Annotated in this window: 20 protein-coding genes and 1 tRNA gene; 8 read left to right on the top strand and 13 right to left on the bottom strand. The window is 65.6% G+C overall.

The genetic code is table 11. From position 1 onward, the window contains the following. The first annotated feature begins 136 nt into the window (after positions 1-136). Positions 137-826 carry a nitroreductase gene (locus tag ACLMAL_RS08360; RefSeq protein WP_411998549.1) on the top strand — a complete coding sequence of 230 codons (690 nt, stop codon included), beginning with the start codon at positions 137-139 and terminating at the stop codon, positions 824-826. 185 nt (positions 827-1,011) lie between these two features. On the opposite strand, the gene ACLMAL_RS08355 is transcribed toward ACLMAL_RS08360, so the two are convergent. From ACLMAL_RS08355 to aceE, 7 genes are all read right to left on the bottom strand, one after another. Continuing rightward, positions 1,012-1,497 carry a winged helix-turn-helix transcriptional regulator gene (locus ACLMAL_RS08355; protein WP_411998548.1) on the bottom strand — a complete coding sequence of 162 codons (486 nt, stop codon included), beginning with the start codon at positions 1,495-1,497 and terminating at the stop codon, positions 1,012-1,014. 134 nt (positions 1,498-1,631) lie between these two features. Then, positions 1,632-3,065, bottom strand: a complete 1,434-nt coding sequence (locus ACLMAL_RS08350) for an acyl-CoA carboxylase subunit beta (RefSeq protein ID WP_328411128.1) — start codon at positions 3,063-3,065, stop codon at positions 1,632-1,634. 124 nt (positions 3,066-3,189) lie between these two features. Beyond that, positions 3,190-4,440: a KasA/KasB family beta-ketoacyl-ACP synthase gene (locus ACLMAL_RS08345; protein ID WP_411998547.1), complete on the bottom strand. Its 1,251-nt coding sequence runs from the start codon at positions 4,438-4,440 to the stop codon at positions 3,190-3,192. A 10-nt stretch (positions 4,441-4,450) separates the two neighbouring features. After that, on the bottom strand, positions 4,451-4,753 hold the full coding sequence (gene acpM, locus ACLMAL_RS08340) for a meromycolate extension acyl carrier protein AcpM (protein WP_327114205.1): 303 nt from the start codon (positions 4,751-4,753) through the stop codon (positions 4,451-4,453). 123 nt (positions 4,754-4,876) lie between these two features. Continuing rightward, positions 4,877-5,791 (bottom strand): ACP S-malonyltransferase, encoded by a 915-nt coding sequence (locus ACLMAL_RS08335; RefSeq protein ID WP_411998546.1) that lies wholly within the window; start codon positions 5,789-5,791, stop codon positions 4,877-4,879. A gap of 128 nt (positions 5,792-5,919) precedes the next feature. Next, positions 5,920-7,254 carry a PucR family transcriptional regulator gene (locus ACLMAL_RS08330; protein ID WP_411998545.1) on the bottom strand — a complete coding sequence of 445 codons (1,335 nt, stop codon included), beginning with the start codon at positions 7,252-7,254 and terminating at the stop codon, positions 5,920-5,922. Positions 7,255-7,265: 11 nt separating this feature from the next. Continuing rightward, a complete protein-coding gene (gene aceE / locus ACLMAL_RS08325; protein WP_328412853.1) occupies positions 7,266-10,064 on the bottom strand; it encodes a pyruvate dehydrogenase (acetyl-transferring), homodimeric type in 2,799 nt (932 codons plus the stop codon). Positions 10,065-10,403: 339 nt separating this feature from the next. Between aceE and ACLMAL_RS08320 the strand changes: the two genes are divergently transcribed. The 4 genes from ACLMAL_RS08320 (at position 10,404) to ACLMAL_RS08305 (ending at position 12,177) form a co-directional block, all read left to right on the top strand. Further along, positions 10,404-10,961, top strand: coding sequence for a hypothetical protein (locus ACLMAL_RS08320; RefSeq protein WP_411998544.1), 558 nt, complete (start codon positions 10,404-10,406; stop codon positions 10,959-10,961). Between the two features lie 137 nt (positions 10,962-11,098). Continuing rightward, positions 11,099-11,521, top strand: coding sequence for a DUF3052 domain-containing protein (locus ACLMAL_RS08315; RefSeq protein ID WP_328412851.1), 423 nt, complete (start codon positions 11,099-11,101; stop codon positions 11,519-11,521). A 75-nt stretch (positions 11,522-11,596) separates the two neighbouring features. After that, positions 11,597-12,076 carry a peroxiredoxin gene (locus ACLMAL_RS08310; protein WP_411998543.1) on the top strand — a complete coding sequence of 160 codons (480 nt, stop codon included), beginning with the start codon at positions 11,597-11,599 and terminating at the stop codon, positions 12,074-12,076. Positions 12,077-12,105: 29 nt separating this feature from the next. Next, positions 12,106-12,177: transfer RNA gene (locus tag ACLMAL_RS08305), tRNA-Val, on the top strand. 445 nt (positions 12,178-12,622) lie between these two features. On the opposite strand, the gene ACLMAL_RS08300 is transcribed toward ACLMAL_RS08305, so the two are convergent. From ACLMAL_RS08300 to ACLMAL_RS08275, 6 genes are all read right to left on the bottom strand, one after another. Beyond that, on the bottom strand, positions 12,623-13,219 hold the full coding sequence (locus ACLMAL_RS08300; protein ID WP_328411118.1) for a cupin domain-containing protein: 597 nt from the start codon (positions 13,217-13,219) through the stop codon (positions 12,623-12,625). After that, positions 13,209-14,324, bottom strand: coding sequence for a 4Fe-4S binding protein (locus tag ACLMAL_RS08295; protein ID WP_411998542.1), 1,116 nt, complete (start codon positions 14,322-14,324; stop codon positions 13,209-13,211). Before ACLMAL_RS08295 ends, ACLMAL_RS08300 begins: the two co-directional genes overlap by 11 nt. Next, entirely contained in the window at positions 14,321-15,295 is a 975-nt protein-coding gene (locus tag ACLMAL_RS08290) for a 4Fe-4S binding protein (RefSeq protein WP_411998541.1), read from the bottom strand. The genes ACLMAL_RS08295 and ACLMAL_RS08290 overlap by 4 nt, the downstream gene beginning before the upstream one ends. A 406-nt stretch (positions 15,296-15,701) precedes the next feature. Further along, entirely contained in the window at positions 15,702-17,504 is a 1,803-nt protein-coding gene (locus ACLMAL_RS08285; RefSeq protein ID WP_411998540.1) for a serine/threonine-protein kinase PknD, read from the bottom strand. A gap of 260 nt (positions 17,505-17,764) precedes the next feature. Beyond that, a complete protein-coding gene (locus ACLMAL_RS08280) occupies positions 17,765-19,048 on the bottom strand; it encodes an RNA polymerase sigma factor (RefSeq protein ID WP_411998539.1) in 1,284 nt (427 codons plus the stop codon). A 12-nt stretch (positions 19,049-19,060) separates the two neighbouring features. Next, positions 19,061-19,480 carry a YciI family protein gene (locus tag ACLMAL_RS08275; protein WP_328412849.1) on the bottom strand — a complete coding sequence of 140 codons (420 nt, stop codon included), beginning with the start codon at positions 19,478-19,480 and terminating at the stop codon, positions 19,061-19,063. 510 nt (positions 19,481-19,990) lie between these two features. On the opposite strand from ACLMAL_RS08275, the gene ACLMAL_RS08270 reads away from it, so the two are divergent. The 3 genes from ACLMAL_RS08270 (at position 19,991) to ACLMAL_RS08260 (ending at position 23,272) form a co-directional block, all read left to right on the top strand. Beyond that, a complete protein-coding gene (locus ACLMAL_RS08270; protein ID WP_411998538.1) occupies positions 19,991-20,872 on the top strand; it encodes an alpha/beta fold hydrolase in 882 nt (293 codons plus the stop codon). A 140-nt stretch (positions 20,873-21,012) separates the two neighbouring features. Next, positions 21,013-22,005: a GlxA family transcriptional regulator gene (locus ACLMAL_RS08265; protein WP_411998537.1), complete on the top strand. Its 993-nt coding sequence runs from the start codon at positions 21,013-21,015 to the stop codon at positions 22,003-22,005. A 226-nt stretch (positions 22,006-22,231) separates the two neighbouring features. Next, positions 22,232-23,272, top strand: a complete 1,041-nt coding sequence (locus tag ACLMAL_RS08260) for a LysR family transcriptional regulator (protein ID WP_411998536.1) — start codon at positions 22,232-22,234, stop codon at positions 23,270-23,272. The last annotated feature ends 9 nt before the right edge of the window (positions 23,273-23,281 follow it).

The following is a 23,281-nucleotide window of genomic DNA, read 5'->3' as shown; positions in this document are numbered from 1 at the left end:
TGCCCGGTCCAGCCCGCGGCAATGCGGGCAATGCGACGCATACGCCGAAACAGTGCGACACAGCGGTTCCGAAACGAGACTTCGAGTGCTACGTTCAGTCTCAAAATGAGACTGAACGAAGTGAGGTTCGAAGCCCATGGCGCCGACCGATGACCCCGACCAGTTCGCCGTGCTGTCCCGAATACTCGACGACCGGTGGACCTGTAGGCAGTTCCAGTCGCAACCGGTGGCACGGGAGACGATCGAGTCGCTGCTGCGGCTGGCACAGCGCACCCCCTCGTGGTGCAACACCCAGCCATGGCAGGTCGCGGTGACCGCGGGAGCCGGCACCGATCGGTTCCGCAAAGAACTGCTCGCACATATCGAAAAGTCGACGCCCGAGCCGGATTTCGCATTTCCCGGGCAGTACACCGGGGCCTATCGGGATCGCAGACGCGAATGTGGCCTGCAGCTCTACGACAGTGTCGGGATCACCAAGGGCGACCACGAGGCGACGATGCGGCAGGCGCTGCGCAACTTCGAACTCTTCGACGCACCGCACGTCGCGATCATCACCTCCGAGGCCGATCTCGGCGTCTACGGCGCCGTCGACTGCGGCCTCTATATCGGCAACTTCCTCCTCGGTGCACACAGTCTCGGACTCGCCGCCGCTCCGCAGGCCGCGCTCGCGTCCTACGCACCGTTCCTGCGCGAGTACTTCGGCATCCCGGATAGTCGGCGAGTAGTCGCAGGCATCTCGTTCGGGTATCCCGACAAGGACCACCCGATCAACTCCTTCCGCACGATGCGCGAAGACCCCCAACACGTTGTGGTCTGGGTGGACTGAGAAAGTTACGGCCACTGGCGCCGCGCAGAGTCACCGGTTCGTCGGCGGTGGAGTCACGGGACGGATATGCGATACGCCGAGCGCAGCCTGAGCGGCGTCGCGATACGCCGACTGATTTCCCGCACCAGGAATGCGTGCATCCGAATCCAGCAATGAGAAGCTCGCGCACGCGGGCGCAGCCCGAGCTATCGAGCCGAACTGTGCGCCCCCGCCGACGCTGCGGTAACCCCGAGGGCCGGCCCCGGCAATGGCGTCACGTCGCGAGCGGTGAGTTCGTTCCCACACACATCGCATTCGAGCTTCACATGCGCCTCGCCGGTGCACTCGCGATGCCGATACTCCACCGGCGGACCGCCGGGCGCCATATGGGTGTCGCCCCAATCCCGGATCGCCATGAGGATCGGATAGATGTCGTGCCCCTTCGGCGTGAGGCGGTACTCCTCATGAGCCCCCTCGGCCGCCTTCTGTTTCACCAGGATCCCGTGCTCGATCAGCCGATCGAGCCGATCCTGCAACCGACTGCGGGAGATACCGAGCGTGCTCTGAAAGGCATTGAACCGCCGGACACCCGAGAACGAATACTTCAGGATCAGCAGGGTCCAGCGGTCGCCGAAGATCACCAGCGGGCGCGTAATCGAACACGGCACCTCGGCAAGTTCCTCGTAACGCACCCCCCGATGCTACTCAGCGAAACCGGCCTTCGGATCGGCATCCGCCGCTTCCGTCGACGGTCCGGCAGCAGGGCCGAGCAACAAAGAATGGGCTCCGGGAAATCCCGGAGCCCATTCTCGATCAGAACATCACCTCACAGCGGAATGTTCTTGTGATGACTCTTGCGAGCCGGCGCTGCGGCCAGCGCGGCGGCGATGATGCTGCGCGTCTTCGCCGGGTCGATGACCTGGTCGACGACACCGATCGCGATGGCACGCTCGACACCACCGGCAATCTGCTCGTGCTCGACGGTGAGACGCTCGTGCAGTGCCTCACGCTCGTCCTCCGGCGCCGCTGCCAGCGCCTTCTTGTGCAGGATGCCGACCGCGGCCTTGGCGCCCATCACGGCGACCTCGGAGCCCGGCCATGCATACACCGCGGTCGCGCCCAGCGAGCGGGCGTTCATCGCGATGTAGGCGCCACCGTAGATTTTCCTGGTGACCAGCGTGACGCGTGGCACCCGAGCCTCGGCGAACGCGTGCAGCAGCTTCGCGCCGCGGCGCACCACGCCTTCCCACTCCATACTGACGCCGGGCAGGTAGCCGGGGACGTCGGTGACCACGACCAGCGGGATACCGAAGGCATCGCACAGCCGCACGAAACGCGCGGCCTTCTCGGCGCTTTCGGAGTTCAGGCAGCCACCGAGCCGAATCGGGTTGTTGGCGAGCACACCGACCGTACGACCGGCGAGCCGGCCGAGACCGGTGACGATGCTGCGGGCGTAGCCACCCTGCAGCTCCTCGAACGACGACTCACCGTCGACGTTGTCGAGCAGCTCGTGGATGATCGGCTTGACGTCGTAGGCGCGCTTGGCCGATTCCGGCATCATCGCCTTCAGGTCGACGTCACCGTGTTCGGCGGCGACCAGGTCGAATTCGCCCTGCTCGGCGAACATCGACACCAGCCTGCGACCCCGATGCAGCGCATCGGCCTCGTCATTGGCGACGATGTGGGTGACACCGGACTTCTTGCCGTGGGTCTCCGGGCCACCGAGGGTGGCCATGTCGACCTGCTCACCGGTGACGCTGCGGACCACGTCGGGACCGGTCACGAAGACTCGTCCCTCGGGTGCCATGATCACGATGTCGGTCAGCGCGGGGCCGTAGGCGGCGCCACCGGCCGCGAAGCCGAGGACCACCGAGATCTGCGGAACCAGGCCGGACGCCCGGACCATTGCCTCGAAGACCAGGCCCACGGCGTGCAGCGCCTCGACGCCCTCGGCGAGCCGAGCGCCGCCGGAGTGCCAGATGCCGACAATCGGAATGGCGGAATCGATGGCGGTGTCGATCGCATCGACGATGTGCTTGCAACCTTCCACGCCCATCGCGCCGCCCATGACGGTGGCGTCGGAGCAGTAGGCGACAGTGCGGACACCGTCGACCTCGCCGATTGCGGCGAGCACACCGGACTTGTCCCGCGGATGCAGCGGAAGGACCGTACCCGGGTCGAAGAAGCGCTGCAACCGACCCAGCGGGTCACGCGGATCGATCGCTGTTTCGGGCTGAAACGCGGGGGCCACTATCGTCATCGCGTTTACTCCTCACCTCTGTGAAGTACGCCGCTGCCGCGGCTGCGTATGTCGAACCACGGTGGGGTCGACCAAATTCAGTTGGCCGACCCCACCGGGATCGTTGTGCAGTCGATGCGGGCGGCTATGCCCGACCGAAGGCGAGCGCGACATTGTGCCCACCGAAACCGAATGAGTTGTTGATCGCGTATTCGATCTCCTGGCGGCGAGCCTCGCCATGAACCACATCCAGATCAATCTCCGGATCCTGGTTCTCCAGGTTCAGCGTCGGCGGAACAATCCCATCCCGGATGCTGAGAACGGTGAGCACCGACTCGAGAGCACCCACGGCGCCGATCGAGTGACCGAGTGCTGATTTCGGCGCATACACCGACGCATGGTTACCCACCGCCAGATTGATCGCCCGCGCCTCGGCGGTATCGCCGATCGGAGTAGCGGTGGCATGCGCGTTGACGTGGGTGATGTCCTTCTTCGACAACCCGGCGGTCTGCATCGCCCGACTCATCGCCCGCGCCGCGCCGCTGCCATCGGGGGCAGGCGCAACAAGGTGATAGCCATCAGAGGTGATACCAGCACCCAGCAGACGAGCATGGATCGTCGCGCCACGCGCCTTGGCGTGCTCCTCGGTCTCCACGACCATCAGCGCACCGGCCTCACCGAAGACGAACCCGTCCCGATCCTTGTCGAACGGACGCGACGCGCCCTTCGGATCATCGTTACGCGTACTCATCGCGCGCATCATCGTGAACGCCGCGATCGGCACAGCATCGATGTATCCCTCGACGCCGCCGGTGACGACGATATCGGCGTCACCCATCACGATCATGCGCCACGCGTTGGCAATAGCCTCGGAGCCGGAGGAGCATGCCGAGACCGGAGTGACCACTCCTGCCCTGGCCTTCAATTCGAGACCAACAACAGCCGACGGACCATTCGGCATGACCATCTGAACCGCTAGCGGCGAAATCTTGCGATAGCCACCGTTCTTCAGCTTGTCGACCGAATCGATGAGGGCGTCACCGCCACCCATGCCGGTACCGATGGCCACACCCAGGCGTTCCGGGTCGACTTCCGGGCTGCCCGCGTTGCGCCAGACTTCGCGACCGAGAACGGTCGCGAGCTGCTCGACGTAGGCCATGCGCCGACATTCGACTCGGGTCAGCAGGGTCTCGGGCCGGACCTTCAGGTGACCGCCGATGCGGACCGGAAGGTCGTATTCCTCGACGAAGGAATCCTCGAGAACGTCGATACCGCTCTCGCCGTTGAGGAGTCCCTTCCACGTCGCATCGACGTCACCAGCGATCGACGTGGTCGCCGCCATGCTCGTGACGACGACGTTGGGGAAGTTCCCGTTCAAGGTGGAAGGAGTGGTCACAGTGTCGGCCCTACTCGGCGTTGTCGAACTTGGCCTTGAGCTCCGCGGCGGCATCCGAGTTCTCCGCCTCGAGCTTCTGGATGTAGGCGACTGCGTCGCCGACCGTCTTCAGGCTGGCCAGATCCTCGTCGGGGATCTTGACGCCGTACTTGTCCTCGGTCTGCACTGCGATCTCGACCATGGACAGCGAGTCGATGTCCAGGTCATCGACGAAGGACTTCTCGATCGTCACCTCAGAGGGTTCGATACCCGTTACCTCTTCGATGATCTTGCCGAGTTCCTCGACGATTTGTTCCTGGGTCAGAGCGGCCACTTCGTGGCTCCCTTCTTGATTTCTTTGTAGGGCTTCTACTGTTTTTTTCGGTTCGAGTCAGCCGATGGTTACCGTCTGCTCGGTCACGATCGTGCGTTTTTATTGCACGTCCGCGGGGGAAAGCTAGCCGGAGGTGGTGAGCCCGGCCAACGCGGGGAGGTCTTCGGGGGTCTTCAGGGCCAGCGTGGGCGTGCCCTTCAGTTCCCGTTTTGCAATACCGACGAGTGTGCCCGCCGGCGGCAACTCCGCCACTGCCGAAACACCAGCTTTCCTGGTCGTTTCGGTGCACAGATCCCAACGGACAGGTCGGGTGACCTGCGCCGCGAGCTTAGTGATGGCGTCCGCTCCCGAGGCGACCGGCTTGCCGTCGAAGTTCGACAGTAGGGTCCGGGTCGGCTCGTTCGGGGTGATCTGACTTATGGCTTCCGTCACAGCATCCTGGGCCGGGCCCATGAAAGCGGTGTGGAAAGCCCCCGCGACGGGCAGCGCACGCACCCGCGCCTTCTCAGGTGGGTTTGCGGCGAGTTCTGCCAAGGCGTCCAGTCGACCCGCGGCGACGATCTGGCCCACCGCGTTCCGGTTGGCCGGAACGAGGTCGAGCTCCGCGAGCCGTGCGAGCACGGCAGCCTCATCGCCACCGAGCACCGCGGACATACCGGTCGGCTCCAGCGCGCACGCCTTGGCCATCTCCGCACCGCGGATAGCTGCCAGGGTGACCGCCTCGTCGGGGGTGATGACCCCGGCGACCGCGGCTGCGGCAAGTTCGCCGACCGAGTGTCCGGCGACGATGCTATCTGCCGGAAGGGAACTCGGGTCGATTTCCGCGAAGGCAAGCAGTGCAGCGGCGACAACGAGCGGTTGGGTAATGGCAGTGTCGGTGATCTCCTCGGCCGTCGCGGTGGTACCGAGACGAATCAGATCCAGGCCGGCGGCCTTGGACCAGAGGGCGAGTCGATCTGTCGCGCCGGGAAGGTCGAGCCAAGGCGCGAGCATGCCAGGTGTCTGGGACCCCTGTCCAGGGGCGAACAACGCGATCACATCTCTAAGAAAACACTGTGAGGCAGGCCGCAGGAGATGTCGACGCGAATGAAGCTTGCGGTGGCCTTTTGTGGGACTCCCACAAAAGGCCACGTGGGTTGTGCCGATCGACCGGCTCCCACGATCCGTTACAAGCCCTCGTGACCCATGACGAGGTGAGTTGCCTCTGGGGTGGATGTTGATGATTCGTTACGGGTTCGTGTCAAACGACCCACTGTGGATGCGATCCGGAGCACATAGGCGTCCCGCGGATTCATCGGATCTCGTCCGGTGACCTCGGCAATCCGTTTGAGGCGATAGCGAACGGTATTTGGATGAACGTACAGCTGACGGGCACACGTCTCGACAGCGCCACCGCAATCCAGATAGGCATCGAGAGTGTCCGCCAGCGACGAACCCGCCGCGGCCAACGGTAGGACAACATACTCGTTCAACGCGTCTATCGCACCTCGATCGCCGAGCAATGCGCGTTCGGGCAACAATTCCGTTGCGTGCACTGGTCGAGGCGCACCCCGCCAGCCCACCACGGCCTCCATGCCTGCCAGGGCTTCCACCGCACTCGCATGCGCGGCACCAAGGGTTCGGGTGGTCGGGCCGATCACCACCGGCCCGTCGGAGAACACCTCGGCGAGCAGGTCCGCAAGGAACGGCGATATATAAGAGCTTTCACCGAGATTGCCACTGACCACCATCACCAACCGCGAGCCCTGGACAACGGCCAGCGCCGCACGACCATGCCGTGCGGCGATGGTGTGCACCGACCCGACCATGCCGACACCCTGATCTCCCGGCGGAGTCCCGACCAGCACGGTCGCGGGCGCGGTGGCGTCCCAGTTCAGTGTCGCGGCCCGCGACAGCATGTCCGGGCCGGTATCGCCGCGCACGACGGCGTCGACGACCAGCGCCTCGAGGCGGGTGTCCCACGCGCCGCGGGATTCCGCGGCGCTCGCGTATACCGAGGCGGCGGCGAACCCGAGCTCACGCCCGTACCGCAACACCGCCTCGGTGAGCGCGACGAGCTGCCGGTCGTTGCGCGCGAGCGCAGGCAGCCACTGTTCGAAGAACTCCATGGCCACGCGGACCATGTCCACGGTCTGGCGCAGCGTCAGCCGCCGCGCCAGATCCTGTGGAATCACTTGGAAGGCATCCAGACTGAACCTGATGTCGCTGTCGGGATCCTGCAGCCACTCCAGGAAGTTCACCACCGCGGTCTGCACCAGCATCTGGACGCCGGCGCGCTGCGCGGCATCCAGATCGGCGAAGAACGGCAACCGATCCTGCATCGACCCCACCGCCTCGGTGGAGAGTCGACCGGAGAACTGCTTCACACGTTTGAGCAACGTGTCGGGTAGCGGATCTCGGGTTTGCCGGTTCGGGGATAGCGCGCCGGTCGGCAGATACACCTCGTGCTCGGAGGAGCCTTCGGAGATCCGTCGCGGCCGCGGCGGTTTACGGTCCACCATCCAATCGTCCGCTACTCGCCGTCTCCGTCGCCGCTTGCCACCGACTTCGGCGCGGCGTCCACATCATCGATGCGGTATTTCGCCGCCGCTTCGGTCAGCTTGGCGGCATCGATCTTCCCAGCTCGGACGAGTCCGGCCAGCGCCGCGACCACGATGGACTGCGCGTCCACATTGAACACACGGCGCGCGGCAGGCCTGGTGTCGGAGAAACCGAAACCATCGGTGCCGAGGGTGGTGAAGTCACCGGGCACCCACTGCCGAACCTGATCCGGCACCGCACGCATCCAGTCCGTCGCGGCGATGATCGGACCCTCGGCCGCCGAGAGCGCCTGCGTGACGTACGGGACACCGACATCGGTGCCCGGGTTGCGCAGCTTCGCGATTTCCTTGCCGAGCGCCTCCTTGCGGAGTTCGCCCCACGACGTCACCGACCAGACATCGGCCTGAACACCCCACTCCTCGGCGAGCAGCGCCTGCGCACGCAAACCGTCCGGCACGGTGACGCCGGAGACGAGGATCTGGGCGCGCACATCGCCCGCCGCACCACGTTTGTACAGGTAAATACCCTTGAGCAGACCCGGGATATCGAGGTCGTCGGGCTCCGCGGGCTGCTGGTAGGGCTCGTTGTACAGGGTGATGTAGTAGAAGATGTCTTCGCCGCCGAAGCCGCCGTTCGGCTGCCCGCCGTGCGAAACGGCGCCCGGCACCGCGCCCGGCCCGGCCTGCGGCGTCCCGCCGCCGTACATCCGGCGCAGGCCGTCGCGCACGATATGCGCGAGCTCGAACGAGAACGCGGGATCGTAGGTGACAACGGCCGGATTGGTCGAGGCCAACAGCAGCGAGTGGCCGTCGTTGTGCTGCAGACCCTCACCGGTCAACGTGGTTCGCCCGGCGGTTGCTCCGAGCACGAAGCCACGCGCCAATTGGTCCGCCGCCGCCCACAGACTGTCGCCGGTGCGCTGGAAGCCGAACATCGAGTAGAAGATGTACAGCGGGATCATCGGCTCGCCGTGGGTCGCGTACGAGGTGCCCGCCGCAGTGAACGACGCGGTCGATCCGGCCTCGTTGATGCCCTCGTGCAAGATCTGCCCGACTGAGCTCTCTTTGTAGGCAAGCATCAATTCCGCGTCGACCGATGTGTACAACTGGCCGTTGCGGTTGTAGATCTTCAACGAAGGGAACCACGAGTCCATACCGAAGGTGCGGGCCTCGTCGGGGATAATCGGCACGATTCGCTTGCCGATCTCCTTGTCCCGCAACAGCTCCTTCATGAGCCGAACCAGCGCCATCGTGGTAGCCACGTTCTGCTTGCCGGAACCCTTGCGGACCGACTTGTACGCCTCGTCGCCAGGAAGTTGCAGTGGCTTTGCCGCAGTGCGCCGCTCGGGCAGGAAGCCACCGAGCGCCTTGCGCCGGTCCAGCATGTACTGGATCTCGCGCGCCTCCATGCCCGGGTGGTAGTACGGGGGCAGGTACGGATCCTTCTCCAGCTCGGCGTCGCTGATCGGAATCCGCTGCAGGTCACGGAAATCCTTGAGGTCCTGCAGGGTCAGCTTCTTCATCTGGTGGGTGGCGTTGCGGCCCTCGAAGTGCTTGCCGAGGGTGTAGCCCTTGATGGTCTTGGCCAGGATCACCGTCGGCTGGCCCTTGTGCGCCATCGCGGCGGCATAGGCGGCATAGACCTTGCGGTAGTCGTGACCGCCGCGCTTGAGGTTCCAGATGCTTTCGTCGGACATGTCCTGGACCAGCGCCTTCGTCCGCGGGTCGCGGCCGAAGAAGTGATCGCGGACGTAGGCGCCGTCGTTGGCCTTGTAGGTCTGGAAGTCGCCGTCGGGCGTGGTGTTCATCAGGTTCACCAGCGCACCGTCGCGGTCGGCGCCGAGCAGCGCGTCCCACTCACGGCCCCAGACCACCTTGATGACGTTCCAGCCCGCGCCGCGGAAGAACGACTCGAGTTCCTGAATGATCTTGCCGTTGCCGCGCACCGGCCCGTCGAGGCGCTGCAGGTTGCAGTTGACGACGAAGGTCAGATTGTCCAGGCCCTCCATGGCCGCGACCTGCGCGAGGCCGCGCGACTCCGGCTCGTCCATCTCGCCGTCGCCGAGGAACGCCCACACATGCTGATCGGAGGTGTCCTTGATGCCGCGATCGTTCAGGTAGTGATTGAACCGCGCCTGGTAGATGGCGTTCATCGGGCCGAGACCCATGGACACCGTCGGGAACTCCCAGAAGTCGTTCAGCAACCGGGGATGCGGGTACGACGGCAGGCCGTGGCCCGGTCCGCCGTGGCTGTATTCCTGCCGGAAGCCGTCCATCCGATCGGTGCTGAGCCTGCCCTCGAGGAAGGCGCGGGCGTAGATGCCCGGGGAGGCGTGGCCCTGGATAAAGATCGAGTCGCCGCCGCCGGGATGGTCCTTGCCGCGGAAGAAGTGGTTGAAGCCGACCTCGTAGAGCGCCGCCGAGGACGCGTAGGTCGAAATATGGCCGCCGACACCGATTCCCGGGCGTTGCGCGCGATGCACCATGATCGCTGCATTCCAGCGGATCCAGGCACGGTAGCGCCGCTCCACCTCTTCGTCGCCGGGGAACCACGGCTCGTTCTCGGTGGGAATCGTGTTGACATAGTCGGTCGAGGTCAAGGCGGGGATGGCGACCCGACGCTCACCGGCGCGTTCCAACAGCCGGAGCATCAGATAACGCGCGCGGCCCGGACCTTCCCGGTCGAGCATCTCATCGAACGATTCGAGCCATTCGGAGGTCTCCTCCGGGTCGATGTCCGGTAGGTAGGACGCCACCCCTTCGCGGATCACCCGGACACGGCCGCCTGCCGGCGCGGCAGGCGATCCGTGCGGATCGCGGCCTAGGACAGGGGCGGTCTCGGAGTTCGGCACAGCGGATTTCGCTGCAGCGGAAGAGTGGATCAGGTCGGTCAAATCTGCTCCTCGTACAGGGGGTGGACATGTGATGGCGTCGGTTTCCCCGGGCAGGCCACGCATGGTTGGCGGACCGCCCGCTTCACGAAAGTTTCGGGCGCACCTCCATCCTTGCGGATGATGTGTCCCAGGTCATCATGTCAGCAGCAAATCCAGTACCGTTCTGCAGGGAACGTGAGTCGAGACCGCCGTAGTACAACCGAAGCGGGGAGGACGATGAAGGTGCTGGACCCACGCGGGTTCGGATTGGTGTGCGCGACCTTGGCGGTCGTGGCCGGATTGACGATCGCGGGATGCGCGAATCGGGTAGATGGAGTTGCGAATCCGAACGCTGCAGACCTAGCGGCATACAAGACCGCAGCGGCCTCCTCTTCGGCCGCAGCCACCTCCTCGCGCAAGGCTGCGGCGCAAACGCAGGCGATCAACGACAACTGCGGGCAATTCCCCAGCACCACCAGTGTCGGCGTCTCGAAGTACAACGACTTCATCAACGCACACGACTCTAACGCGCCCGACTACGCGAGCAGGCGCGATACCGCCGCATCGACCCTCGACGAGGCCGCCGAACGGGTCGAGTCCGGAGTGAGCACCGCGGGCGACTCGCTGCCGTCGGACCTTGCCGCAAAGTTCACCGAATACGTCGCCGCCGCACGGCTACTTGCCTCCGAGAGCCGCAAGATGACCTACACCGCACCGGTTGGACCGCTCAACGACGCGAGCAGACGGGTCAACGACGCACGCAACGCCGTCCGCGAGGCTTGCCCGAAACGCTGAATCGGACAGGAAAACCGGCTCGCAACGATCTTGTCACACGACATTCGACGAGTATTTCGTCCGATCAGCTTGCGCTCGAGCCGATAACCATGTTCGCTTGCAACTACCTATTGTCTGGAGTTGAGGAGGACACCACCGTGGTCGCCGCGGCGGACGCGCAGAACTACGCTCAGAAGCTTGGCATTATTCACGGCATGGTTGTCCAGGAACTGGGCTGGGACGAGGACACCAACGACGACCTGCGAGCCGAGATCGAAGAAACCATCGGCAGCGAGCTGCTCGACGATGACTCCGATGAGGTCATGGACGTCGTGTTGCTGTGGTGGCGCGACGGTGACGGGGATCTAGTGGATGCCTTGATGGAAGTCACCGGGCAGTTGTCGGACGACGGATTCGTCTGGGTACTCACCCCGAAGACCGGAAATTCGGGGCACGTCGATCCCAGCGAGATCGCCGAATCCGCACCGCCCGCGGGCTTCACGCAAACCTCGGCAATCAGTCTCGGGGATTGGGCAGGCAGCCGCCTGGTGCAGCCGAAAGCGCCCTCGAAGCAGCGCTGACCGGTCTTTCGCTATGGTTTCGCCGGGCGGCCTTCGTGCCGCCCGGCGCAAGCCCGACTCGATGGAGGATTCCCGATGCCGCTTGAGGTTGGCCCACTCGAGGTCGGCTCTGTCGCGCCGGATTTCACGCTGAAGGACCAGAACAACCAGCAAGTCACACTGTCGGACTTCCGCGGCAAGAAGAATGTGCTCATCGTCTTCTACCCGCTGGCCTTCACCGGGATCTGCCAGGGCGAGCTGTGCAAGGTCCGCGACGAGCTACCGAAATTCCAGAACGACGACGCCGAGATCCTCGCGATCTCCGTCGGCCCCCCACCCACCCACAAGATCTGGGCGGCCGAGCAGGGTTATGTCTTCCCTCTGCTGTCCGACTTCTGGCCACATGGCGCCGTAGCCCAGAACTACGGCGTCTTCAACGAGAAGTCCGGCTACTCCAACCGCGGCACCTTCGTCGTCGACAAGGACGGAATCATCCGATTCGCCGAAATGAACGGCCCCGGAGAGCCCCGTGACCAGGCGGCTTGGGAGAAAGCGCTCGCCGCGCTAGATTCATAATCCGTTGCCGCCGGATCTCCGGCGAGCACGGGCGTATAGCTCAGCGGTAGAGCACTGGTTTTACACACCAGCGGTCGGGGGTTCGATCCCCTCTGCGCCCACAGACGAACAGCAAGATAGACCCCACTGCCGTGGGGCAACGTACGCTCATCTGATTAGTGGCATGGCGCATACGTGGGGCAGGCAGTCCGGCTCCGGATATAAGCGCACATGCGGCTGCCGTGCGATGGCAGAGCGAGACCCTGGGATCGCGTGTTGCTCAGCTACGGCATGCGAGGTGGCAACTCCAGGTACCCGGAGCGCAGCTATGGAACTGGACCGACCCACGGCGATGGTGGCAGAAGTCCGGCGACTCGTTCGCTGGGCCTCCGGGCCTCGGGTCGATGCCTTGTTGATCACCATCCGACCACACTGTGCACGGAATACGCCAGGAAGAACTTCCGCGTGCGTCCACACCCGCAATGATGATCAGTGCGGTTTGTGTACGCACACGCATGGTTGTGAACCGATCAGCTTGCGGCCGAACCGCGCCACGACAACCGCCGGTCAACCGAAGATGTGGGCGCGTAAGCCCGCTGCCGGGGCATGACCTCGATGCTTTGCGAAACGGGTGGCAGCGGGCAGCAGGATCCGCCGCTGCACCCCGAGCGGAATTCCCGCCGCGAATGTCACCGAACCCGGTGTCCCCAGCATCATCAGCAGATGCGGCAGGTGAAGTTCCTGCTGCGAGTTCACCTTTCCGTCCCGCAGCGCCTGCCCGAGGGTTCTGGCGAACGACAGTAACCACACCGGTCCCGGCGTGTAGAGGCTGCGGACGACGATGGGCGCGTCGGTATCGTTGTACGGATCGGTGTGGGGCACACCGGGTTCGATGATCATGTCGTCGCCGGGCGACAGCGTGCGGGTACGCCCGCCATTCCGATAGCGGGCCTGCGCGCCGGCGAGCAGGAACGAACGCTGGACGACGCCGGTGTGGACGTGCGCTGGCGCGCGTCCGGTTCCCGGCGGCAGTACCCGGGTCATGCCCAGATACTGCCGTCCGGCGACGAAGAACCAGGGATGAATCTCGAGCCGCGCGCCGCCCCCGCCGGCATAGATCTCGAAGATCGGCAGATCTCGCCGCAGGTCGCCGTCACTGGTCATGACGCTCCGGCACCGGATCGATCTCGGGTTCCGGCACCGTCATCCGGCGGGGATGACGAACCGTCTTGTGCGGAAACCTGGACTGGACGTGTGACTCGGCGGCCGAGCCGGTGTCGACGTAGACGTACTCCGGTTTCCGCATCAGGGGCGCCACCACGTCGCGAGCGTGACCGTCCGGGTCGGTGAGGAAGTTGCCGAGCACGTCGGTACCAGCCGGGCACACCGCGACACAGTATCCGGCGCGGAACTGTGGTTGGAACGACAGACTCTGCCACACGGACAAGGTCTCGCTGGGTGTTACCCGCCGCCGATAGTCGGCCGCGTCCGCGCTGTCCACCACCTCCTCGACCCAGCCGGCGAAGTTGGACAGCTCGTGATGATTGTTGTGGGTGTAGCAGGCGTCGAAATCGAATCCCCCGTCAGCATGGATCGCGCCGACCGGGCAGGTGGTCACGCACAACCCGCAGTCGATGCACGGATTCGACGGGACCGGTTGCGAGTACCGGGAGACCGGCCGGTCGATCAGAATCGTGCCCAGCACGATGAAGGTCCCGAATTTCGGGTGAATGACGTTGCGGTGCAACCCCATCTGTCCCAGCCCGGCGGCCACCGCCACCAGCTTGTGCGAGACCACCCAGCTCCGGTTGGGGAATCGGTGGATCTCGGCCGGGAATCCGGATGCCGGATACAGCGCGCGCACGCCGCGGCGCTGCAGTTCCAGGCAGATGTGCCGGGCGGCTTCGTGCGCCAACTCCTGGGTGGTGGCGACATCGCGGTTGGCGGCGCTTGTCGATCTGCTCTGCAGGTTGTCGCGACTGGTTCGCAGGCAGAATCCGATCAGGGTGCAGGTGCCCGGCAGTGCCTCGAGGACGTAGTCACGTTCGCCCTCGAGGCCGGGCGTTGCCAGTGCCGTGAATCCGACGTCGTCGACGCCCGCGGCCAGGCATATCTCGCGCAGCCAGTCGGCGTCGAGGTCCGCGGGCTCACCGGCGGGCGCCTGCTCGGCTCGGGCCCGCGCGGCCGCGACGGTCGGATGCGGCCGCTCGCGCGAGCCCCGCTCGACCGGGACGTGCAGCGGATTCCACAACCGCTCGGCGTCGTTCATTTCGGCTCCGGCGCTGCGTCGATGCCATCGGGCGGCATGATCCCGGTATCCACGTGGCGCACCGTCTTCTGCTTGTACATCTTGCGCGCGTGGGCTTCCGCGTTCGATCCGGCGCTGACGTAGACGTTCTCGGGTTTGCGCTGTACCGGGCGCAGCACCAGCTGCAGGTGGCCCTTGCGGTCGGCCAGATACGGCCCGATCACGTCCTCACCGGCCGGGCACACCGCGACGCAGTAGCCGGAACGATACTGGCGGCGTGACTGCATGGTGGTTTCGCCCGGGCTCATGCGCTGGTCGTAATCGTCGGCGTCGGTGCTGTCGGCCATGGTTTCAACCCAGTCGGCGAAGTTGTTCACGAACTGGTTGTAGGTGTGGGTGTAGCAACTGTTGAAGTCGAAACTGCCGTCGGTGTGTATCGCGCCCACCGGGCACGCGGCCACGCACAGATTGCAGCCCAGGCACGGATTCCAGTCCAGCGGCCGGGAATACGGTGCGATCCGCGCGTCGGTCAGCACGGTGCCGAGCCCGATGAAGCTGCCGAACTTCGGATGGATCACGCAGCGATGAATTCCCATGTGGCCCAACCCCGCAGCCACCGCCACCGGCTTGTGCGACACCGTCCAGCCGCGGCTCGGCAGTCGGTGCGCTTCGACGGGAAACGTCACCGACGGGTACATGGCGCGAAATCCACGGTCCTGCAACCCGATACTGATCTTGTGGCCGATCCGATCGAGCACCGGTATCGCGGTGTCGATCTCGGTATTGACCATGCTGGCCGCCCGGCTGCGAAAGTTGTCCCGCGCCAGCCGCACACACACCGCGATCAGCGAGCGGGTGCTCGGAAGCGCTTCGCGCACATAGTCGACCTCCCCCTCCAGGCCAGGCGTGTCCAGTGCCACGAAGCCGACGTCGTCAGCTCCGGCGTCCAGGCACACCTGCCGCAGTTCGGCCGCATCCAATATTCCGGTCATGTCGTACCTCCCAGAGATACAGACACCGTCTGGCACGAAAAATCATCGGTGGGAGCCGAGATCATCGGTGGAGCTCTCGACCGACGGCGCGCATCGGCTCATCCGGTTTGCCGATGGCAGGCGCTGCGTCGAATCGTCGAGCAGCACCGCCATGCGGTAGGGCCAGCGAATCCCAGCGCCGTTTGTAGGTGAATTCCTACGCCGCCCAGTGGTCTCCTAGTACTCCAGCCCGACTTCGTGATCGCTGGTGTTGGTCGGCTGGCTGACGGTGGGTGGTGACTGCGTGATCATGTCGTCGGCGTACGGATCAATTCACGCCTCTACCAGCAGGTTAGCAGCATTTGAGTGGCGTGCTTTTCGCCGCGAATTGGCGACGATTCTTGGCACCGGACAGCGGAACAGGGGTTCAGCCGACCAGGAGTTTCACCACCGGATTGAGGCCCAGGTCGGTGACGTATACGTTGCCCGCCGTGTCGACCGCCACACCCTGGGGATTCTTCAGGCCGGTGAACGGCAGCGGGGTCGGCGTCGACGCGCCCGCCGCCAACCTCACCACCCATTTGCTACCCCAGTCGACGATGTACAAGTCTCCCGCCGCGTCGACCGCCATACCCTGGGGATCTTTGAGCCCGGCGAACGGCAACGGGGTCGGCGCCGACGCGCCCACCGCCAACCTCAGCACCCGCTCGGTACTCAATTCGGTGACGTATACGTTGCCCGCAGCGTCGACCGCCACCCCCTGGGGATCTTGGAGCCCCGTGAACGGCAGCGTCGTCGGCGCCGACGCGCCCACCGCCAACCTCAGCACCCGATCATTACCCCGGTCGCCGACGTACACGTTGCCCGCAGCGTCGACCGCCACACCCTGGGGATCTTTGAGCCCGGTGAACGGCAGCGGGGTCGGCGTCGACGCGCCCGCCGCCAATTTCACCACCCGATCGTTACTCGTGTCGGTGACGTAAACGTTGCCCGCAGTGTCGACCGCCACACCCTGGGGATTATTCAGGCCGGTGAACGGCAGCGGGATCGGCGCCGACGCGCCCGCCGCCAATTTCACCACCCGATCGTTACCCATGTCGCTGACGTATACGTTGCCCGCCGTGTCGACAGCCACATCGGTGGGCAGGCTGACGCCGGTAAACGGCAGCGGAGTCTGTGACGAGTAGCCCGAGCCGATAGGTGCGGGCGAGTTGCCACCGCCGCCTGATTCCCGTTGGACACCGATGACGACAGCTACGGCGGCCACCACCGTAACCGCGACCGCAGCAGCGAGCAGCCAGGCGGCCTTGGGCGACAATCTGATTCGCCGCCCATGACGCGCGGCCACGCCCTCGGTGGTGCTGACCGCGGAATCGCCCACCGCGGCGGAGGCCGCCGCGGCCAGCTCGCGCACGGTCTGGTAACGATCGTCGGGGTTTTTGGCCATTCCCTTGGCGATGACCGCATCGAACGCAGTCGGTACATCGGGTGTAGTGGTGCTGGGACGCGGCGGCGGGGTGTGCAGGTGATGGGCCATCACACCCTGTATCCCCATTGCGCTCGCAAACGGCGGCCGGCCGGTCAGGCACTCATACAGCACGCACGTCAACGCGTACACGTCCACTCGGGCATCGGCCTTGACGTCCGAGCTGATCTCCTCCGGCGCCATGTAGGCGACGGTGCCGATGGTCTCGCCGATCGTGGTCATCGTACGGTCGTCGGCGGCGTGGGCGATCCCGAAGTCGATCAGGGAGGCGAACTCATCGGCCCCTAGCAGGATGTTGGTGGGTTTGACATCGCGGTGGACCAGCCCGGCGTCGTGGGCCGCCTGCAGCGCGCCGGCCACCTGTGCGATGATCGCCACTGCCCGCCGCGGCGACAAGGCCCCTTCTTCCGTGATCACCTTGCGCAGGTCGGTGCCCTCGATCAAGCGCATATTCAGGTAGAGCCGACCGTCGATGTCGCCGAAGTCGTGGATGGGGATCACATGCGGCTCGGTCAACTGCGCCACCGCCCGGCACTCCCGGCGGAACCGCTCGCGCAGCTGCTCGTCATCGGCGAAGCGCTCGGGCAACACCTTGAGCGCCACCACCCGGTTGGTCAGCGAATCTTGCGCCCGCCACACCTGGCCCATGCCGCCCTGCCCCAGCAGCGACAGAAGCCGATAGCGTCCGAACGCCTCCGCTGGCCCCCAAGTGGCGTCCCCGCCACTCACTGCCGTGTCATCCATTGTGCCGTCCTGTGACCACCCGACTGGCAAACGGTGTACTTGCTTGCATTCCAACCCCCGCCCGAGCGGGTAGCCCCACACTAGTTGATTCGGCCAGGCCAGACAGTCGAAAGTCTGCGCAATCGTCGGCGCGCGAATTTCCCAGCCATGCTCGTGCCGGCAAGTACGCGGCCGGACACTGCCCCGCCACCGGTGCGAGTGTGCGGATCGTGCCCAGAAATCCGTCAGCAAACCTGTCGCAAGTTCAGCGTACCTCTGAGCTATACGACCAACTTCGTGAGCTTTTTCGCGAGCAAGGCGCGTTCCCGTTCGTTTCCGCAGAGTCGGATGGCGAGTTCGAGTTCGGCACGTGCCTCGCCGCTGCGGCCCAATCGCGTGAGCAGCTCGCCGCGAACGCTCGGCAACAGGTGCGAATTCGCCAGGGCTGCGGAGGTTTTGAGCTCGTCGACAATGCGGAGGGCGGCCGAGGGGCCCTGTGCCATAGACACCGCGACCGCGCGATTGAGGTCGACCACCGGGGAGGGGGCAAGGCGGCCCAGGGCCTCGTATAGGAGCACGATGCGGTCCCAGTCGGTGGTGTCGACGGATGCGGCGACGGCATGGCATTCGGCGATCGCGGCCTGCAGGCCGTAAGTGCCGAGGCCGCGGCCGACCCGGGTAGCCCGGTCCAGGGCGGCGCGCCCACGGCGAATCGCCGCGCGGTCCCAGCGGCGGCGGTTCTGGTGCTCCAGCAGAATCGGCTGCCCGTCGAAGTCGGCGCGGGCCGGGAAGCGTGCGGCGGTGAGCTCGAGCAGCGCCAGCAGCCCGTGCACCTCGGGTTCGGCCGGCATCAACCGGGCCAGCACCCGGGCCAGCCGCTGCGCCTCACCGGCCAGATCGAATCGGATCAGATCCTCACCCGAGGTGGCGGAGGATCCTTCGGTGAAGATCACGTAGATGACGCTGAGCACCGACCCGAGGCGTTCATTGCGCTCCTGCGCGGACGGCACGGCGAACGGAACGCGAGCCGCTGCAAGAGTTTTCTTCGCCCGCGTGATCCGGGCCTGCACGGTGGCCGTAGGCGCCAGAAACGCCTTGGCGATCTCGTCGCTGGCCAGGCCGCCGACCACCCGCAGCGTGAGCGCGATCCGGGCCTCGCGCGAAAGCACGGGATGGCACGCGATGAAGATGAGCGCGAGCACGTCATCGTCGACCTGATCGGGATCCCACGGTGTCTGCGCACTCGTGGATTCCGCGGGCGGGCCACCGGCGGCGACCCCGCCCTCGCCCAGATCGCGGGCGAGGGCGGAGTACCGGTCATCGAGCGCGGCACGTCGGCGAAACGCGTCGATAGCCCGTCGCCGCCCGACGGTGAGCAGCCACCCGGCCGGATTACGCGGCACGCCATCCCGTGGCCAGTTCACCAGCGCCTCGGCCAATGCCTCCTGCGCAAGGTCCTCGGCCAGCGCGAAATCTCCGGTGTAGCGCGCGAGCGCCCCGACAATCCGCGCGGACTCGATCCGCCACACGGCGGCAACGGCCTCACGACCCGTGGAATCGGCCATTCGCTCAGCGACTCACAACTGTCCGGTGGCTTCGCGCCATGCTCGTTCCTTCTGAATCCATTCGTTGTCCTGCGGGAATTCGTCGATCGTGGTGACCCGGCGAATTTCGGTCTTGAATCCCGGCCCGAACGACGGGGCCCGCCTGGCCCATTCGATGGCCTCCTCCTTGGAGGCCACATTCAGAATGTAGAACCCGCCGAAGAGCTCCTTGGTCTCCCCGTACGGCCCGTCCGTGACGACCGGCGGCTCCGACGAATAGTCCACCACCACGCCCTCTTCCGGCCCGACCAGCCCTTCGGCCGCGACCAGCACCCCGGCCCGGATCATCTCGTCGTTGTACCGCCCGACGGTCTCGAGCAGCTTCTCGAAGTCGACGCCCTCCATGGCCGCATTGCCCTCATCGGTGGCCCGCCAGATCAGCATGTACTTCACTGTCATCCTCCCTTTCCGGGTCGCCTACCGACCCTCTCACTCCAAGGTCGAACAGCGAACGCGACAGATCGACACGGCCCCGAAAGAATTTTCGCGGCTGGGCGGGTTTTACGACTGCTCACCCGCGTGATCATCCGTCATGGACCGGATGGACCGACCCGAACCCAAGACTTGCCAAGACAGGCAGATACAGGCTGGAGACAGTGGTACCGACTGGACGTGATATGCCTCTGACCTGGACGGGATGTACGGGGCAGTACCTGCTACCGACTCTCGCCCAGTCGGGCGTACCTCTGGGCGGTGCGGGCCCGAGTTCACGAAAGCAGAGACGCCCGGTCGAAACCGCGGTCAGTGACTGTCGTTTCCGCGGTGACACCGGTCAGGATCTGACGAAATCGGCCGTCCGGCTGACCCGTCCGGCCTTCGGCATCGCTCACGCCGATTTCCGGGCGTTCAATTCCAACAGGTCGCAGTCGCGGCCACCGGATGATCCGCTGGAAGGAAACGACAATGACCGAGTATGTGACGCTCGAACACGGGCAGCTCGCCTGCGATGTGGTCGGTGACGGACCGCTCGTGGTGCTGTCACATGGCATGGGCACCGTGCGGCACGACTTCCGCCACCTCGTCGGCCCCCTGGCCGCCGCGGGCTACCGGGTGGTCAACGTGGACATGCGCGGGCACGGCGAATCGAGCCTCGACTGGCCGTCGGTGACCGGAAAAGCCGCCATCAGCCGCACCGATGTAGCGCAGGACCTGCTGGGCGTCATCCGGCACTTCGGCGGCCCGGCGGTGATCGTCGGGCACTCGCTGTCGGGCGGCTCGGCAACGATCGCCGCGGCGCAGGCCCCGGACCTGGTGACCGCGATCGTCGAGATCGGGCCCTTCACCCTCACCCAGAGCATGCACGCCGGAGCCCTGCTCACCAGCCGCCGATACCGCCGCGGCGTGGTCCGCCTCGCCCTCACCTCGATGATGAATTCGCTGCCCTGGTGGCGGCGATATCTGGACATCGCCTATCCGACCAAGCCTGCCGACTACGACCGCTACCTCGCCGGCCTCGAGAACATCCTGCGGCAGCCCGAGCGCTGGGCGGAATTCATGAAAACCGGACAGACCACCCCCGCGGACGCGCACGCACGGTTGACGGACGTCCGCTGCCCCGCGCTGGTGATCATGGGTTCGGCGGACCCGGATTTCGCCGATCCCGAGGCCGAGGCAAACGCGATCGTGGCCGCTATGCCGGACGGTGTGGGCCGGGTCGTGATGGTCGACAACGGTGGGCACTATCCACACGCCCAGTTCTCGGATCGTGTTGCCGCAGTGCTCATCCCGTTCCTCGATCAGCACGCGGTGCGCGGCAAGAGCGCCGGGGCCGGGCGCGTCGGCTGATGTGGCCGCCCGGGCGGGCCTCCCGACTCCCACTGTGCGCGGCGATATTCCCGCTGCATGCGGCGATGTGGGAGCCCGACTGCCGTCACGGTCACGCACTGATCGTGGCGGCCACCTGTCCCGACTGCGATGATGGCGGCATGCCCGCGCCGCGCACCATCGTTTTCGTCGCCTACGAGGGCATGCAGCTGGTCGAATTGGCCGGACCGATGGATGTTTTCGGGTTCGTCAATGCGATCGGCGAGAAGATGGTGTACCGGCTCGTCACAGCCTCGCCGCAGGGCCGGTCGATCAAGACCGACGGTGGTCTGACCATTGGGGTCGAACATTCGCTGCACGACCTGGCCGCCTCCGCCGACGAGATCGACACCCTTTTGGTCGTCGGCGGCTGGATCTCCGGGCCAGTGTCTGCGGAAGTGGTCCGCGAATTACCCGCCCTGGCCCGCAAATCCCGCCGAGTGACCTCGGTGTGCTCTGGCGCGCTGCTGCTCGCCGCCGCCGGTCTGCTCGACGGCTACCGAGCCACCACCCACTGGGGTACGACCGATCGACTGGCCCGCACCTACCCTCGCGTCACCGTCGAGCCCGACCGCATCTACGTCCACGATCGCAACCGCTGGACCTCCGCGGGCGTCGCCGCAGGCATCGACCTCGCCCTGGCCCTCGTCGAGGACGATCACGGCCGCGAAATGGCCCAGCAGATCGCCCGCGCCTTCGTCGTCTTCACCCGCCGCTCCGGCGGCCAAGCCCAATTCAGCGCCCAACTGCGCGCCCAGCCAGCCCGCACCCCTGCCATCCGCGCCGTCCAGCAGTGGCTCCCCGACCATCTCGACGACGACCTGGCAGTCGCTACTCTGGCTGAGCGCGCCGGCATGAGCGAACGCAATTTCGCCCGCGCCTTCCGAGCCGAAACCGGCAGCACCCCAGCCGCATTCGTAGAAGACCTCCGCATCGAAGCGGCCCGCCGCCTCCTGGAATCCACCGAACTCACCATCACCGCGATCGCCCGCGCGGTCGGCTACCGCCACGGTGAAACCCTCCACCGAGTCTTCACCCGCCGCCTCTCCACCACCCCCGAGCGCTACCGCCAGCACTTCGCCACCGGCGCAAGCCTCGCCGAAGACCGCCCATGAGCCCGATGCACAACAGCTGATCCTTCGGCGACCCGTCGCACTCCTCGTCGAGTTGTCCTAGCGCTTACTGCGGTGTCTCCCTGAGACGACGGCTGCCGGGTAGCGCGACGATAGCCGTGCTCGAATGCCGACCATCTCAACGGCGTCCGGTTCAGCGCCTGGAACCCGGAATCGTGCAACTGGATCATTACCGAGAGCGGGCTATCGAATAAGCATCTGACATGCGATGATCGGATACCCAAGTTTCCGATCGCACTCGAGGAGTCCCACGATCGAGCGCTACGAGATCGAAACGTTCCTGACATTGGCCGAGGAGTTGCACTTCCGACGGACCTCCGAACGGCTTGGGCTGTCGACGGGGCGGGTCAGCCAGACGATCAAGAAGTTGGAGCGTCGCGTCGGCGTGCCACTGTTCGACCGCACCAGCCGCCAAGTCGTTCTCACCGCTACCGGACGACGACTCCGTGATGACCTGCGGCCTGCCTACCAAAGCGTCCAACTGGCGATCCTGCGGGCAATCGAATTCGGTCGTGGAATCACGGGCACACTCCGCGTCGGGTACTCCACACCATGGGTAGCCGACCTGCTCGGTCTCGCCGCCGAAGCCTTCCAGCGTCGCAATCCCGACTGCGAGATCAAAGTCCACGAAATACAGCTCGGAAATCCGCTCGGCCCGCTCCGATCGGGCGACCTCGACCTACAGATCAGCGAATTCCCCATCGACGAGCCGGACCTCACGGTCGGCCCCGTAATCTTCTCCGAACCACGTGCGCTCATGGTTCCGGCGCAGCATCCGTTCGCACGTCGGGACACCGTGTCGCTGGAGGATCTCGCGGACGCCCCGCTGGTGTCCATCCACGGCGACATCCCTGCGTATTGGCTGGACTTCCACCTCCCCACACACACCCCGTCAGGCCGGCCGATCCCGCAGGGACCGACCGCCACCTACTGGACGGAAGTACCTTCCCACGTCGCGGCGGGCCGCGGCGTCTCCCCCGTGGCTATGCGAGGTCTTCGGTACCACGCTCGCCCGGGCATCACATTCGTTCCGTTCCATGACGCTGCGCCCATCGAATACGGCCTGATCTGGCCGACGACCGGGGACTCCGCCCTGGTGTGCGCATTCATTCAGACGCTACTCGAGATAGCTGCGGCGCAACGTATCGACGCGCTGGTCCCTACTCGCAGCGCGAGCAATCGAGTCGACGATACGTGCGGCGTGCACTGCCTCCGTGACGTCGGACATTCGGCCGAACCGGTCGCCTGATACTCCCCC

This window comes from Nocardia sp. CWNU-33 (assembly GCF_046764895.1).
Lineage (GTDB): Bacteria > Actinomycetota > Actinomycetes > Mycobacteriales > Mycobacteriaceae > Nocardia.
This window is presented reverse-complemented; position numbering and strand designations above follow the sequence as displayed.

Excerpts from the sequence above, each read along its gene's own strand:
- ACLMAL_RS08360 (WP_411998549.1), top strand. The coding sequence starts at position 137 with ATGGCGCCGACCGATGACCCCGACCAGTTCGCCGTGCTGTCCCGAATA.
- ACLMAL_RS08350 (WP_328411128.1), bottom strand. The coding sequence starts at position 3,065 with ATGACGATAGTGGCCCCCGCGTTTCAGCCCGAAACAGCGATCGATCCG.
- ACLMAL_RS08330 (WP_411998545.1), bottom strand. The coding sequence starts at position 7,254 with ATGGTGGACCGTAAACCGCCGCGGCCGCGACGGATCTCCGAAGGCTCC.
- ACLMAL_RS08320 (WP_411998544.1), top strand. The coding sequence starts at position 10,404 with ATGAAGGTGCTGGACCCACGCGGGTTCGGATTGGTGTGCGCGACCTTG.
- ACLMAL_RS08310 (WP_411998543.1), top strand. The coding sequence starts at position 11,597 with ATGCCGCTTGAGGTTGGCCCACTCGAGGTCGGCTCTGTCGCGCCGGAT.
- ACLMAL_RS08300 (WP_328411118.1), bottom strand. The coding sequence starts at position 13,219 with ATGACCAGTGACGGCGACCTGCGGCGAGATCTGCCGATCTTCGAGATC.
- ACLMAL_RS08295 (WP_411998542.1), bottom strand. The coding sequence starts at position 14,324 with ATGAACGACGCCGAGCGGTTGTGGAATCCGCTGCACGTCCCGGTCGAG.
- ACLMAL_RS08290 (WP_411998541.1), bottom strand. The coding sequence starts at position 15,295 with ATGACCGGAATATTGGATGCGGCCGAACTGCGGCAGGTGTGCCTGGAC.
- ACLMAL_RS08285 (WP_411998540.1), bottom strand. The coding sequence starts at position 17,504 with ATGGATGACACGGCAGTGAGTGGCGGGGACGCCACTTGGGGGCCAGCG.
- ACLMAL_RS08280 (WP_411998539.1), bottom strand. The coding sequence starts at position 19,048 with ATGGCCGATTCCACGGGTCGTGAGGCCGTTGCCGCCGTGTGGCGGATC.
- ACLMAL_RS08270 (WP_411998538.1), top strand. The coding sequence starts at position 19,991 with ATGACCGAGTATGTGACGCTCGAACACGGGCAGCTCGCCTGCGATGTG.
- ACLMAL_RS08265 (WP_411998537.1), top strand. The coding sequence starts at position 21,013 with ATGCCCGCGCCGCGCACCATCGTTTTCGTCGCCTACGAGGGCATGCAG.
- ACLMAL_RS08260 (WP_411998536.1), top strand. The coding sequence starts at position 22,232 with ATGATCGGATACCCAAGTTTCCGATCGCACTCGAGGAGTCCCACGATC.